This window comes from Anaerococcus tetradius ATCC 35098 (assembly GCF_000159095.1).
Taxonomy (GTDB): Bacteria; Bacillota; Clostridia; order Tissierellales; family Peptoniphilaceae; genus Anaerococcus; species Anaerococcus tetradius.
Genome location: NZ_GG666295.1, coordinates 543,739 through 557,328 on the forward strand (window position 1 = coordinate 543,739; position 13,590 = coordinate 557,328).

The 13,590-nt window shown below is 35.1% G+C and carries 13 protein-coding genes; 3 read left to right on the forward strand and 10 right to left on the reverse strand.

Annotated features, from left to right (window positions below; genetic code table 11):
• Positions 1-202: 202 nt before the first annotated feature.
• Positions 203-952: an ECF transporter S component gene (locus HMPREF0077_RS02675; protein ID WP_004836413.1), complete on the forward strand. Its 750-nt coding sequence runs from the start codon at positions 203-205 to the stop codon at positions 950-952.
• A gap of 1 nt (position 953) precedes the next feature.
• On the forward strand, positions 954-1,724 hold the full coding sequence (locus HMPREF0077_RS02680; RefSeq protein ID WP_004836414.1) for a type III pantothenate kinase: 771 nt from the start codon (positions 954-956) through the stop codon (positions 1,722-1,724).
• Positions 1,725-1,772: 48 nt separating this feature from the next.
• Here HMPREF0077_RS02680 and HMPREF0077_RS02685 read toward each other — a convergent pair whose 3' ends face one another.
• Genes HMPREF0077_RS02685 through HMPREF0077_RS02725 form a run of 9 tightly spaced genes read right to left on the reverse strand, consistent with a single transcriptional unit; the run spans position 1,773 to position 9,667 of the window.
• Positions 1,773-2,150, reverse strand: coding sequence for a DUF1294 domain-containing protein (locus tag HMPREF0077_RS02685; protein WP_248596425.1), 378 nt, complete (start codon positions 2,148-2,150; stop codon positions 1,773-1,775).
• A complete protein-coding gene (locus tag HMPREF0077_RS02690; protein WP_004836418.1) occupies positions 2,093-2,752 on the reverse strand; it encodes an NAD(P)H-hydrate epimerase in 660 nt (219 codons plus the stop codon). Before HMPREF0077_RS02690 ends, HMPREF0077_RS02685 begins: the two co-directional genes overlap by 58 nt.
• A gap of 2 nt (positions 2,753-2,754) precedes the next feature.
• Positions 2,755-3,723 (reverse strand): ATP-binding protein, encoded by a 969-nt coding sequence (locus HMPREF0077_RS02695; protein ID WP_248596426.1) that lies wholly within the window; start codon positions 3,721-3,723, stop codon positions 2,755-2,757.
• The gene (locus HMPREF0077_RS02700; RefSeq protein ID WP_081445711.1) at positions 3,704-4,471 is read right to left on the reverse strand and encodes a DnaD domain-containing protein; all 768 of its coding nucleotides are present in this window, start codon (positions 4,469-4,471) and stop codon (positions 3,704-3,706) included. Before HMPREF0077_RS02700 ends, HMPREF0077_RS02695 begins: the two co-directional genes overlap by 20 nt.
• Positions 4,461-5,015, reverse strand: coding sequence for a GNAT family N-acetyltransferase (locus HMPREF0077_RS02705; RefSeq protein ID WP_004836423.1), 555 nt, complete (start codon positions 5,013-5,015; stop codon positions 4,461-4,463). Before HMPREF0077_RS02705 ends, HMPREF0077_RS02700 begins: the two co-directional genes overlap by 11 nt.
• Positions 5,008-6,339 carry a replicative DNA helicase gene (dnaB, locus tag HMPREF0077_RS02710; RefSeq protein ID WP_004836425.1) on the reverse strand — a complete coding sequence of 444 codons (1,332 nt, stop codon included), beginning with the start codon at positions 6,337-6,339 and terminating at the stop codon, positions 5,008-5,010. The genes HMPREF0077_RS02705 and dnaB overlap by 8 nt, the downstream gene beginning before the upstream one ends.
• On the reverse strand, positions 6,339-6,788 hold the full coding sequence (rplI, locus tag HMPREF0077_RS02715; protein ID WP_004836426.1) for a 50S ribosomal protein L9: 450 nt from the start codon (positions 6,786-6,788) through the stop codon (positions 6,339-6,341). The genes dnaB and rplI overlap by 1 nt, the downstream gene beginning before the upstream one ends.
• Positions 6,766-8,775 (reverse strand): DHH family phosphoesterase, encoded by a 2,010-nt coding sequence (locus tag HMPREF0077_RS02720; protein WP_004836428.1) that lies wholly within the window; start codon positions 8,773-8,775, stop codon positions 6,766-6,768. Before HMPREF0077_RS02720 ends, rplI begins: the two co-directional genes overlap by 23 nt.
• Positions 8,765-9,667: a YybS family protein gene (locus HMPREF0077_RS02725; RefSeq protein WP_004836429.1), complete on the reverse strand. Its 903-nt coding sequence runs from the start codon at positions 9,665-9,667 to the stop codon at positions 8,765-8,767. Before HMPREF0077_RS02725 ends, HMPREF0077_RS02720 begins: the two co-directional genes overlap by 11 nt.
• 177 nt (positions 9,668-9,844) lie before the next feature.
• On the opposite strand from HMPREF0077_RS02725, the gene HMPREF0077_RS02730 reads away from it, so the two are divergent.
• Positions 9,845-12,001, forward strand: a complete 2,157-nt coding sequence (locus tag HMPREF0077_RS02730) for a metallophosphoesterase family protein (protein ID WP_004836431.1) — start codon at positions 9,845-9,847, stop codon at positions 11,999-12,001.
• Positions 12,002-12,037: 36 nt separating this feature from the next.
• Here the strand turns inward: HMPREF0077_RS02730 and HMPREF0077_RS02735 are convergent, their stop codons facing one another.
• On the reverse strand, positions 12,038-13,513 hold the full coding sequence (locus HMPREF0077_RS02735) for a DUF1846 domain-containing protein (protein WP_004836433.1): 1,476 nt from the start codon (positions 13,511-13,513) through the stop codon (positions 12,038-12,040).
• Positions 13,514-13,590: the final 77 nt, after the last annotated feature.

Consider the following 13,590-nt stretch of genomic DNA (forward strand, 5'->3'; position numbering starts at 1 on the left):
ATTTATTCCTCAAGCTGGGCTTGGGGAATTTTTTTCTTTACTTATCTAAGAAATTTAGTTATAATTTTAGTAGTCTATAATTAGAAAGATTTAGATTTCACATTTATTTGGAGATACTAAAATAAAATTGTAGGCGTAAATTTTTCTAGCATCTTTTGATGCATATGAACGGTATCCCAGTGAACCGTATCAGGAGGTAATTATGAATAAGAAAACAATCAGCAGTAGAAAGCTTGTAACGTCAGCTATGCTTGGTGCTATCACCATAGTGCTAAGTCTGACACCACTCGGTCTTATCCCTTTGGGTTTCATCAATGCGACAACCATGCACATCCCCGTTATTATAGGTGCGATTGCAGAAGGGCCTATTGTCGGTGCTCTTGTAGGATTGATTTTTGGTGTATCTTCACTCTTAAATGCCCTACTAAGAAATCCTAGTCCTGTATCCTTCGTATTTTACAACCCAATTATTTCGGTTATTCCAAGAATTTTGATTGGTATAACATCTTACTATGCTTATAAGGCTTGTACAAAGATAAATAGCGATAAGCTAAAGGGCCTTGCCAAAGGCTTGTGGGCTATCATTGCTCTTGCCCTAGTTTACTTACTTGTAAAAAACATAAAAGCAGCTAAGTCAACTATGAATATAATTTTTGTAGGCGTCTTGCTCCTTGTCGTTATCGGCTTATTTATCTATTCACAAAAATCTGCCAAGGGGGATTTCCCAATAGCTATCGGAGCCTTTGTAGGATCTATGACCAACACCATCCTAGTTTTGGGTGGAATTTATCTAATCTATGCCGAAAAATATGTAACAACCTTGGGTATTCCTATGGATAGTGCAAGATCTGCAATCCTTGGAGTAACAATTACAAGTGGTATTCCTGAAGCAATCCTTTCAGTCATCCTTTCCACAGCTGTTATTAAAGCTCTAAAATCATCAAGGAGATAAAATGCTTCTAGCAATTGATATAGAAAATAGAAAGGCTGACTTTGGTCTTTTCGACAAAGATAAAATGCTTTACAATTTCAGCATAAAAAGTAATCAAGATAGGTCATCAAACGAGCTTAGCCTATTAATCAAGTTACTCCTAAGAGAAAAAAATATAAACTCAAAAGAAATTGACGATTTTATAATCTCATCAGTCGTCCCAGAAGTCGATAGGACTTATGAGGAAGTTTCTAAACTGATTTGTGGCAAAAGCCCCATCTTTATATCGGCAGGTCTTAAAATTGGAATAAACATCAAATACGACAATCCCAAGGACGTAGGAAGCGATAGAATAATAAGGGCTGTTGGAGGAAAAAAACTCTATAAGGATAATATAGTAATAATTTCAGCCTCATCTATTACTACAATCGACTATATCAATAGCAAAAAAGAATTTCTGGGAGGAGTAATTATGCCTGGAGCAAGTCTTTTCCAAGAATCCCTAGCCAAGGAAAGTGCCAAACTTTTCCAAGTAGAAATAAAAAAGAGCGATAAGATATTAGGAAACTCTACCACCAAGGCCATGCAAAAGGGTATATATTTTGCCTACCAAAAGGCTATCTCAGCCATAGTCGAAGAAATCATAAAAGAAAACGACCTAGATATCAAAGAAACGACGATAATATCGACTGGCGAGTTTGCCAAGCTCTTAGATGATGACAACTATAAAATCCAAGAGATCCCCTATTTAGGACTTTTTGGATTAAAGACAATTTATGATTTGAATAGATAAGAAAAAAGACGAGAATCGAGTGATTTTCGTCTTTTTGCTTGCTATCTTCTAGCCCCATAAAGATTTGGACCAAGCATAAATAATAAATAAATGAAAAATAACTATTAGAGGAAGGCCTAGCATGAATTTCTTATGCCTAATCTTGTGATTTATTATTCTCATTGTTATATACATAAGAAGGCCTCCTCCCAAAAATCCAACAAGGATGAGGATATTTTCCCTTATCCTATTTTTCCTAAATTTTTTGCTTGCTAATTTGTCATATACTGTAAGGACAAAAGCTAGGATGTTTATTAAAAGTAAGTAAAGTATAATTTCTTTTTCCATAATAAAAGAGGTTGTTTTAACAACCCCTATCCACCTTTCAATTATTTCATAACAGCATCTATTGCCTTTTGAGGTATGCCTATATCTTCTACTAGGCATTTTTCTCTAAGATTTATTCTTTCGTAGATTCCCTTTTTCATAAGCTGCATACTTACTATTAGGTCACAATCAACTACTTCTCCCCATTTTTTGCCAGTGCTTGCATCAAGACCTGATGGTAGGTCTATTGATATAGTGTATTTAAGACATCTATTAATTAGAGCTATGACATAGGCAGGGACTCCTTGGATTGTCCTATTTAGGCCTGTGCCAAAGAGGCCTTCGACTATGGTAGAAACTTCTTCGAGATTTTTTTCCATGTTAGATAAGTCTTCTATGCTTACTATAGGATAGATTTTATCAGTTAGCCTCTTACAAGCTTCTAAGTTTTGTTTAAAGTCTTCAGTTGCCTTGTCCATATTTCCTACTATATATATCTCAACATACTTACCCATGGCAAGGAGATTTCTTGCGAGGGCGAGACCATCAGCTCCGTTATTTCCACATCCAACTACTATGGCAAAGGTCGACCTTACTTCTAGGTTGATGTTTTTTAACACTGCAAGGGCTGCCCTTTCTACCAGGCAGATGGATGGTACTTTTAATATATTTATTGCATACTGATCGATTTTTTTCATTTGGTCTTTGTCTACTACTAGCATTTTTACCTCAATCTCAAATCTTCGCCGAATATTTCATAAATTCTACTATTGTTGCCCATTATCCTTGAGAAAATCCTTGCTCCATAGAATTCTTCTAAGGCTTCTTCATTGAGGTTGGATGAGAAAATTATAGGTTTTCCCTCATTCATCCTCTCATTTACTACATCAAAAAGATTCGCCCTATCGGATTGGCGACTGGCTTCAGCTCCCAAATCATCGATTATCAAAAGATCGCAGTCGAAAATCAGTCTATATTTTTCTTCGAGATTTTCTCTCCTATCTTCAAAGGCATAAAGATAGTCGTTTAGGAATTTAAAAAGTTTGGTTGAGGTCATATAGACTACAGAGAAATTCCTATCCAAAATCTCCTTGGCTACGGAATTAACTAGGAAGGTCTTGCCCCTTCCTACATCTCCATAGATATAGATATTGCCTGTTTCGTAGGCAAAATTATTGATAAATTTTTTAAGCCCTGCTATAACATAAGTGATATTTTCATAAGGACTTACCCCATAGATCTTGTTAGTGTTTTTGGAAAATAGGTTTATGTTAAAGGAGGAAAAGTTTTCTTCTGATATTTGGTTTTTGATATTTGATTGGTCATATTTTTGATCAATTATCAACTGCTTCCTGCAAGTACACATCTTTGTTCCAACAAAGCCAGTATCCTTGCACTTATCGTGATAATATTTGATGTCCATATAATCATCTGTAAAGCCATTTTCGGCTAGGATTCTCTTTTTTTCTTCAGTCAAAAACAAAATCTTTGCTTCATCCTCGCTTGTATCAGCTCCGCAAGCTATACGGCTTAGAGTTCTAAAGCCTAGCTCTTTGATTTGCTTATCAAGGGCTTTGATTTGAGGGACTTTTTTATAGACTTCCTCAATTCTCATCCTCTGCTCTTTTTTGTCATTTTCTCTTCTTTGCGCTAGAATGGCACTTGCCTTTTGACTAGGAGTCAACTTCCTCACCCCTTTGTTCTAAAATTTTGTTAAGCCTTTCCTCTTTACGTCTTTGGATAAAGGAAGATATATCACTTTCAGACCTTGGAGTGAGTCTTCCTGATTTAGGATTAGCCTTTCTTCTATATTGGCGTGGGGACTTTGCCCTAAGAAGCTTATCTCTTTCTTCTTTCATCCTCAAATCATTTAGGGAAGATATGTTTTGATCACGCCAAGTTTTGATAAAGCCCATGACGTATTTTACATCAACATTTCCACTTTGCTTAGCCTGGCTAAAGGCCTCTGTGACAAGTTCTGGGTCACAATTATATTCAAGGATTGTTTCTTGAATCCTAGTTATATCAGCTGGTGTGAGGTTTCTATCAATGATTGTTTCGATATTGGTAAACATAATAGACTTTCTTTGGGCTAAATCGTAGGCAGCTTCGCTTGTTTGATTGTCTACGCTATCTCCAAAATACATTTGTCTAAGAGATACTATCTCTATAAAATCTGTTCCATTGTCGGCTCTTTTTTGCCTGAATATTCCCATATTCACCCAGTAATCTACAGCTTCTTGGAACCTCTCATCGCTAAATCTTAACTGTCTTTTGATTTTTTCCACGTCTACCCTTTGGTAGGCGTAGCAATCCTTGTATATTAACAAATAGACCTTAATAGCATCCCCGTCCGCCATTTGGATATAGGTATTCAAGAACATATTTTCCAAGGGTGTCGTACCCATATCTAATTTTAAATCTTGCATCTTAAAGTCCATAATAATCATCCTTTGTAATCATCATCGTAAGTATTTTCGAATAAATCAGTCCAGATTTATCGACAAAATACCTCTCATCCATGTCTATATTTTGGTTTTCAAAAACTTCTGTGCTTGAATCCACTTGCTTAAAACCACACTTCCTATAGGCCCTGTAGGCTCTCTCGTTAAATAAATTTACCTCAAGACTTACTTCTCTTAGCTTATAATCACTAAAGGCCTTATCCAAAAGAAGTTTTATTGCCTCCGTCCCATAGCCCATGGAAACATAGGCACTATCAAAAACTATACCAAGTTTCGCTCTTCTTGTTATGGGGTTAATCTGTTTAAGACCTATAAAGCCAATAAATCTATCATCATCTAATTTTTTTACTGCAAAATACTTTCTCCTTGGAGTTGTAATAGATCCATACCATAATTTTATTTCAAAGTCTGATAGCTTGGCGTAATTGTAGCCAATAAGCCTTGGATCATTAAAATCTGTCCATTCTCTAACGAGCTTTGCAGTTGCCATATTCATTTTTTGTAGATATATCCTAGGCATTTTGCTCTCTTTGGGTTAGGTCTCTAAAGCTTGTGCAAGGCTTGTTGAAGAATAATTCGACTGCGCCTGTTGCACCATTTCTATGCTTGGCAAAAATAAGCTTAGCTATATTTGGATTATCCTCTTCATCATAGTAGTCTTCTCTATACAAGAGCATTACGACATCAGCATCCTGCTCGATAGCTCCAGATTCCCTAAGGTCTGAAAGAATTGGCTTATGATCAGCCCTCTTGTCTGCCTCACGAGATAGCTGGGCAAGGGAAAGAATTGGGCAGTTAAGTTCCTTAGAAAGACTTTTTAGGCCCCTAGATATTGAAGCGATTTCATTTTGCCTATTTTCTTGTCTGCTATCTGCTTGCATAAGTTGGAGATAATCAATCACAACTAGATCAAGTCCAACTTCTGCTTTTAGTCTTTTAAGCTTGCTTCGCATCTCAGAAAGGGTAATACCTGGAGTTTCATCGACAAAGATGTTCTTTGATCTAATTAATTTGGTTGCGTGAATTAGAAGTTGCCAATCTTCATCCCTAATAGAACCATTAATGATATTTTCAAGTTTTACAACAGAAACCATTGATAGAAGCCTTTGATTTAGTTGGTAGGTTGACATCTCTAGAGAGAAAAAGGCAACTGATTTGTCAGCCTTGGCTGCATTCCAAGCCATAGTAAGACCCAAAGCAGTCTTTCCCATAGCAGGTCTTGCTGCAAGGAGGATCAATTGAGATTGTTGGAGACCAGAAAGCTTATTATCCACTGTCTCAAGACCAGTTGTTACACCTGTAATCTTGCCATCAGATAGGGTTAGTTCATTTATCATCTGTAAGGTCTCTTCCATGGTTTCAGATAATCTTACCAGACCCTTGTTGTGATTATCTTGAGAAACTTCAAAAATTTTTGATTCAGCAGTTGATAAAATAGATTCAATTTTTTCTTCGTGCCTGTAACTTAGATCGATAATATCCTCACTCGCCCCTATTAGACTCCTTAGAATAGATTTTTCTTTGACTGATTTGGCATATGTATCGACATTTGGAGTATAAAATGAGGAGAGGGTAATCTCAGTGATAAACTCCTCCCCTCCAACTTCTTGTAATATATTTTCATCTTTCAGCTGGGATATCAAAGAAATCTCATCTACCTTGATGTCTTTTTCAAACATCTTGATGATGGACTTATATATCCTCTGCGTTCTAGAATCATAAAAGTCTACAGGTTTTATAATTTGATTTACACTATCAAAAGTCTCGTTTTTGGCGAGAATACTTCCGATTATTCCTTGCTCTGCTAAGAAGTCATTTGGTAGGGGCCTTAGGCCCTCGGTCATTATTCTACCTCAGCTACTACGTTTACTTTAAGATCAGCATTAACTCCTTCATAAAGTCTAGCATTAAGAACGAACTCACCAAGTCCATTGATTTTTTCTACTTGTTCGATTCTCTTTCTGTCAATTTCGATACCTTCTTTTGCTAGGCTTTCAGCGATGTCTTTGTTTGTTACTGATCCAAAAAGTTTGCCGTCTTCTCCAGCTCTAACTTTCTTTGTAAGAGTTAAAGCTTCGATTTTTTCTTTAAGAGCTTCAGCTTCTTTTCTATTTTCAGCTTCTTCTTTCTTTAATTCTTCTCTCATCTTTTCAAGTTCAGCCATATTTTCTTTTGTAGCCTTTACAGCCTTTCCTTGTGGGTCAAGGAAATTTCTAAAATATCCTGACTTTACATCTACAAGGTCTCCCTTAACGCCAACTCTTACAATATTATCTGTTAGTATTACTTTCATTTTCTTCTTCCTCTCTTAAATATTCATTAATTGCTTTTCTTAACATGTCTTCAGCATTTTCCATGCTCATATCTAATTGGGTCGCAGCAGCTGTTAAGTGACCGCCACCACCGATACGCTCTAGTATTAATTGTACCGATATATCGCCTAAGCTTCTACCTGATATGTGAATTTTATTATTGGATATGGTAAGTACAAAACTTGCCAAGACTCCCTTTATATTTAACAAATCATCCGCAGCCTGCGAAGCTATGAGGGTTGATCCATCGATATCTCTATTAAAGTGGGCTATGGCTATTGAGTCATTAACAATAAATGAATCAGCTATAACCTCTGACTTATATTTTACTATTTCAAAGTCATCTTTAAACATTCTCTTAATATATACTGAATCTGCTCCCCATCTTTTTAAAATTGAAGCAGCTTCAAAAGTCCTTACCCTTGTCTGGTAGACAAAGTTTTTGGTATCAACTGTAATTCCCGCAAGAAGACTTTCCGCTACAGGCGTTCTCGCCCTAAAGTCCTCGTCAAGATAGGATAAAATTTCAGTTACAAGCTCTGATGCACTTGAAGCATAAGGCTCTATATAAGAAATTGTTGCATTTGCTATATAATCCTTGCCCCTCCTATGATGGTCGATAATAAAGATATTGTCGTTTTTATCAAGAAGAGCTGGAGCCTCTGTTGAATTTTTCCTATGGTTATCGGTTACTATAATCAGAGACTGTGGACTAATTTTAGCAAGTGCTTCATCTTCTGTCAAAATGTTAGCCCTTAGCTCACCTAACTCACTAGTTACTCTTTGATACATATTTTCGATTGGCTTTGTAACTTCGTCTAGGACAATGTAGGCCTCCTTACCCATGTGGTAAGCACCCTCATAAACTCCTAGGGATGAACCAAAAGAATCCATATCAGGATTGTTATGACCCATTATATAAATATCTGGAGATGATTGCATCATCCTCTTTAAGGCTTGAGATATTACCCTAGATCTAACCTTACTGGTCTTTTCTATGGCCTTGGTCTTTCCACCGAAATACTCATAATTATCTTCAAGTTTTACTACCGCCTGATCTCCTCCACGAGATAGGGCTATGTCGACTGCTTCTCTCGAATCAGAATAAATATCAGAAGGCTTAGCTCCTGCTATACCAACTCCTATAGAAAGAGTTGGTGGAAGGCTATTACCCTTTTGGATATTTCTAACTTGATCAAGAATTGAAAACTTAGACTCATAGATTTTCCTATAATCTTGATATTCACTAATTACCATGAACCTGTCATTTTCATACTTGCGGATTATACCATCATATGTTTTGAAATATTCATTGATAACCCTGTCGATTTCTCCTAAAACAGCAGGTCTATCAATTGATTGAGTTGCGTTTCTGATATCTTCGTAATTATCTATAAAGACTGAGTAGAAGACAAGTCTCTTATTCTTAAACAACTTTTTGATTGACTCATCATAAGTATTATCAATACCATAAAGAAAAGTCTGAGATTTACCATCTTCGTCATTGATTATAGTCTGATAATAAAACTGCAAGACTTTATCCTTGATGTTTATATTTCTAGGAGTCCTTAGACCATCTTCCTTAAAATCAAAATCAGCAAATTCTGGCAAGAAGTCTTCTATCTTATTTCCTACTATAGACTTATTGTCAAACAAGTCCCTAAAATAAGTATTGTGCCACTTGATTGTCCTATCGTCTTCTACGATAACAATAGGAAAAGGCATCTCGAATACTACGTTTTTGGTTATACTATCAAAAGAAACATTCATTTGATCGACATATGCTTGCAAATCATCCTTCTTCTTTTTGTTAATCTTAGTCAAAAAGAAGTAAAGAAGGATGCTGAGGATTATGGAAATAGAACCGATAATCTCGTTAAAATAAAATAAAACTATAGAAGCTATACTAGGAAGAGCCATTATAGCAATAATATTATTTAACCCTACATACTCATCATTATTTTTCATTTAAGCTCCTTTTCTTTCTTATATCTAGTATTATATCAATAAATCCTAAAATCACGAAAAAAATTAGCAAGAATTGTATTAAAATAATGACGAAAAACCACTGGAAGCCTCTGGATAAGGGAATATTAGATCTTGCAATCATATAATCATAAAGAGAAAATCCATTAAAAGCCAAAAGCTCTAGGAAAATCATAATAATATTTAAAGATGCATAGGTCATATTTAGCTTAAATAAATAAGAAAATCCATAAGCTAAAACACAAGTAAGTCCAATAATAAGAAGATCCTTATAGCTTATCCTTTGCTCATTTACCTTAGTCAAATCCTTAAAACCATCAAGTTTTATACTAGCATAATTTCTAATTAGTTTAAGGGCAAGCAAGGTATAAATAAAAGAAAAAAATGCAAAGATAGCTGGATATAGGCTAAGACTTGCCCTATAAATTTCTATATCCATCTTATAATCAATAGAAGATTCGACTAAAAGCTTGACTTGCCTAGCCAAACTATCGAAATCAACTTTTTCTTTCATTAGACCATATGTATAAAAACCTATCAAGACAAGGCTTATAAGAACAAAACTTGTAAGAATCTGTAGCTTATCACTTCTTATATACTTTATAGGAAGGGATAAGATTAGACATACTAAAAATATTGCAAGCGTAAGCATACAAGCTTCACTAAGACTCATATACATAAGTCCAAAAATCAAACTAGTAATTCCTAGTAAAATAAATTCGGCAAATCCATTCTTAAAGAGATAGATACTTAAAAGTACAGGAGCAGTAGCCAGTATTAGTAAGGATATATTCGATGCGAATATAATAAGGCTTACTAGGGCACTCATAAAGACTAATTCAATAATCTTTCTCAAATTTTTATTAATTTCCATAAAATTCCTTTCACTTAATAAAAAAAATTAAGCTATAAATATTTTACTACTTCTTTCTCTTTACTCAATTATACAAACTTTAAATGATAGATAATAAGAAGGCTCCATAAATTTCTCAAATTAAAAAGTATTTACTAAATATGATGTAATTATATAAGCAATAAGTATAATATCCTTATGACCAGATTAAATAATATTAATAATAAATCTATAACAGATTTTGATATATCAATTATTTCAGATCCCCATGTCTTGGCAAGAGAGCTCATTGGCCCTAGCGAAAGATTTATTAAAGAACTTAAAGTAGAAAGGAAATTAGTCGTAGAAAGCGAGGCCCTTTTTAAGAGGGCTTTGGAAATTGTCGACAGGGCAAATAGTAAGTTTCTAATTCTTCCGGGAGATTTGGCAAAAGAAGGAGAATACAAGTCGCATCAACTAGTTGCTACTTACCTTAAAGCTTGGAAGGATAAAGACCCTGATAGAAAAGTCCTAATGATTCCTGGCAATCATGACTTAAATAACCACAGAGCCTTTGATTTCTCCAAGGATAAACCTGCAAGAAGTGTAAGTCCCAGAGAGTTTGAACAAATCTATGATTTTGTCTATGATGATGATTCCATCTTAGAATTTTATAGGGATAGCCTAATTTTTAAAAATTATTTGGATAGGATAAACAAGCAATATGGGAGAGCTGACCAATACTCCTACTATGCCCAAGGGTATTTTTCATACCTTGCTCGCATAAAAAAAGAACATCTTAATGACAATGGCGTTTCTATTATTATGCTTGATACTTCTATTTACTCGGCAGATTCTGAGGAAAAGCACAGGGATGACAGGGAAAACATTCCAGGATCAATCAACATAGAGATGCTCAGATGGGTCATTAAAAAAATTGATGAAGCCAAAGAAAGAAAGGATATGGTAGTTGTAGTAGCCCACCATGCTTTCTTGCCTAATTTTAGAAATCAAGAACTGGCCTTCTCTCCTTTTATCATCAAGGAGTGGAGGGATAAATTTACTGATGAAGACCCTAGGATTAATCAAAAAACTCCGATTGAAATATTGGCGGATTGTGGCGTTAAGTTTATATTTACAGGCCATCTTCATGAAAACGGAACCGCCAAGTACACTAGCGAAGAAAATAATACAATCTATGATATCCAAACCGGTTCTACTATAACCTACCCACTTCCTATAAGGCACCTTCTTATTCATAATAATACATCAACAGACAAGGCCTTTTCGATTTATGTTACGACCGAACTGATTGATAGTTTTTCTTATACTGATCATTTTGGTCAAGTCCACGAGGTAGATGATGCCATAGTCCACACCATGACCAACCAATTAAGCCTTAGGGATGTGATTCACAATTATATAAGGATTCAAGCCAACAACCCTTTTTTTGATAAGATAAGTTTTAAAAAAGAGCTTATAGATAGCCTAAAGGCAAGAACTGGCGAAGACATTCCCTATAACAACTACATGAACAAAGTAGTCTTTCCTATGATTGCCGATTACTTTCCAATTTATAGTAAGTATGTAGGAAGAATCGTAATAAGCAATCTCAACTATAATTATGAATTTAGAATCAAGGCTTTGATGAATACCTTGTTTATTAAAGCTACAAGTATAGAAGATGCAATTGATGAAATCCTTGGTCAAGCAGAAAAGGTCCTTACTCCACATTTCCTTATTTCATCTATGGATAAAATTACTGAGAAGATTTTTGCTATGCCCATAGATGATGAAGGCCATACTTTTTATGATTTTGCCAACTATATCTACCAATATAGGTCAACAACAAATGAGAAAAAACCTCCTTTTGTTGAAAAAATGATAGAAAATATTAATGATCCGTCATATGATTTTGTTGATGCTATACTTGATTACGCAAAAGATGAGATAAATGAGACATTCGATGTAGTTTCTTCTTCTATAAAACTTGAAAAAGATGGCTCAAAACAGAAATTTTTTGATAGCTTAGTCCAAACAAAGGGACTTCCAGTTAACCTAGCCTACAAACATTTGGTAAGGAAAGTCAATACCCTAAGAGATCTCCTCGACTATTTTTCAATATTTATAACCAAAAAACCCAAAATTACAGGAGTAGACCTTGCCAAAAGCCTAGCCAACAATAAACTTATTAGGCAGGCAAAGATGAATATATCAAATAAAATGTTCGGTCAAGCTTCCTTTAGAGTTTCTATCCTAGCCCTAATAGGAGAAATGAATGAGGGGATGAAAACAATCTATCAAAATGCCGACCTAAATGAAGTCGACCACTATTTTAACTATATAGAATACGATGATACAAATAGTAAAAAATAAATTTTCCATTAAAAAAGGAGCGTAAAGCTCCTTTTTTTAATATTCATAATCATCATGGTGTAAGATTGGGTCTTGGGTAAAGTTTAGGCCAAGTTTTCTTAGCATGGACCTTTGTGAGTCACTTAAAATTACAGTTGAATGGGCATCAAGTCCCCTTAACTTAGTAATTTGCTTCATTGCCATGTGACTTAGAGGATTGGTTGTTGCTGAAATTGATAGGGCTATGAGCATCTCATTTGCTGTTAGTGAGGTTTCAACTCCTCCAAGGGACTTGGTCTTTAGATTTGATACTGGCTCTATAATATGAGGTGATATTAGAAGGATATCATCATCGAGATTACCCAATTTTTTTAGGGCATTTAGAATGCAAGCTGATGGAGCAGATAGGAGGTCAGATTTTTTGCCAGTAATAATCTCACCATCTTCTAGTCTTATAGCAAAGGCTTCAGTCTTATTTGCTTTAGCTTTTTCTCTAGCCTTAACTGCAACAGTCCTATCTAAAGGAGTGATTCCAAGTTGGCTCATTAGCATCTCGATTTTTTCTACTGCATGGTAGCTTTCTTTGGCATATCTATAATCAATAAGAGTATTGTAATATCTTCTAATTATCTCTTCCTTGCTAGCACGACTTACACCTTCTTGATCTTCTATGCAAAAGCCTGCCATATTTACACCCATATCAGTTGGTGATTTGTAAGGGCAAGCCCCCATGATTTTTTCGAACATCTTCTTTAGTATTGGGAAAGCTTCGACATCCCTGTTGTAATTTACAGCAAGTTCTCCATAGGCATCAAGATGATATGGATCTATCATATTTACGTCATCAAGATTTGCTGTGGCAGCTTCATATGCCATGTTTACAGGATGTTTTAGGGCGATATTCCAAATTGGGAAGGTTTCAAATTTGGCATAGCCTGCATTTATTCCTGCCTCATGATCAAGGTACATTTGTGATAGGCAAGTTGCCATTTTTCCTGAACCTGGACCAGGTCCTGTGATTACTACAAGGGGTCTTGTAGTAACTAGTCTTTCATTTCTTCCAAAACCATCCTTGGATATAATATGGTCAATATTATTTGGATATCCCTCAATATTATAGGTTTTATAGTTTGGGATATTTAGATTGTCCAAGTATTGTTGAAACTTAATAGCCTTGGCTTGATTATCAAATTGGGTAATTATTATACCACTTACTTTGAAACCGAAATCTTCAAAGGCTTGTTTTAGTCTTATGCTCTCTTGGTCATAAGATGTCTCATTGTCACCTCTGATTTTATTGTTTTCGATGTCATTAGCATTTACAGTTATGATTATCTCTGCCTTATCCTTCAAATTATTGAGCATTCTCAACTTAGAATCTGGCAAAAATCCAGGCAAGACCCTTGATGCATGAGCATCATCAAAGAGCTTTCCTCCAAATTCCAAATAGAGTTTGTCAAAGTGCGAAATTCTCTCTTCAATTTTTTCAGACTGCAATTTTATATATTTATCATTATTAAAAGCTTCTTTCATATTGACCTCCAATCATTATCTAAGTATTATACCAAGATTTTATAAGATGAAAAGATGCTAAAAAAATTTTTTATTAG

What these genes read in the sequence shown, in the direction of transcription:
- HMPREF0077_RS02680 (WP_004836414.1), top strand. Translation starts at nt 954, where the DNA reads ATGCTTCTAGCAATTGATATAGAAAATAGAAAGGCTGACTTTGGTCTT.
- HMPREF0077_RS02685 (WP_248596425.1), bottom strand. Translation starts at nt 2,150, where the DNA reads ATGCCTAGTAGAAGATATAGGCATACCTCAAAAGGCAATAGATGCTGT.
- HMPREF0077_RS02735 (WP_004836433.1), bottom strand. Translation starts at nt 13,513, where the DNA reads ATGAAAGAAGCTTTTAATAATGATAAATATATAAAATTGCAGTCTGAA.
- HMPREF0077_RS02690 (WP_004836418.1), bottom strand. Translation starts at nt 2,752, where the DNA reads ATGCTAGTAGTAGACAAAGACCAAATGAAAAAAATCGATCAGTATGCA.
- HMPREF0077_RS02675 (WP_004836413.1), top strand. Translation starts at nt 203, where the DNA reads ATGAATAAGAAAACAATCAGCAGTAGAAAGCTTGTAACGTCAGCTATG.
- HMPREF0077_RS02730 (WP_004836431.1), top strand. Translation starts at nt 9,845, where the DNA reads ATGACCAGATTAAATAATATTAATAATAAATCTATAACAGATTTTGAT.
- dnaB (WP_004836425.1), bottom strand. Translation starts at nt 6,339, where the DNA reads ATGACCGAGGGCCTAAGGCCCCTACCAAATGACTTCTTAGCAGAGCAA.
- HMPREF0077_RS02705 (WP_004836423.1), bottom strand. Translation starts at nt 5,015, where the DNA reads ATGCCTAGGATATATCTACAAAAAATGAATATGGCAACTGCAAAGCTC.
- HMPREF0077_RS02725 (WP_004836429.1), bottom strand. Translation starts at nt 9,667, where the DNA reads ATGGAAATTAATAAAAATTTGAGAAAGATTATTGAATTAGTCTTTATG.
- rplI (WP_004836426.1), bottom strand. Translation starts at nt 6,788, where the DNA reads ATGAAAGTAATACTAACAGATAATATTGTAAGAGTTGGCGTTAAGGGA.
- HMPREF0077_RS02720 (WP_004836428.1), bottom strand. Translation starts at nt 8,775, where the DNA reads ATGAAAAATAATGATGAGTATGTAGGGTTAAATAATATTATTGCTATA.
- HMPREF0077_RS02700 (WP_081445711.1), bottom strand. Translation starts at nt 4,471, where the DNA reads ATGGACTTTAAGATGCAAGATTTAAAATTAGATATGGGTACGACACCC.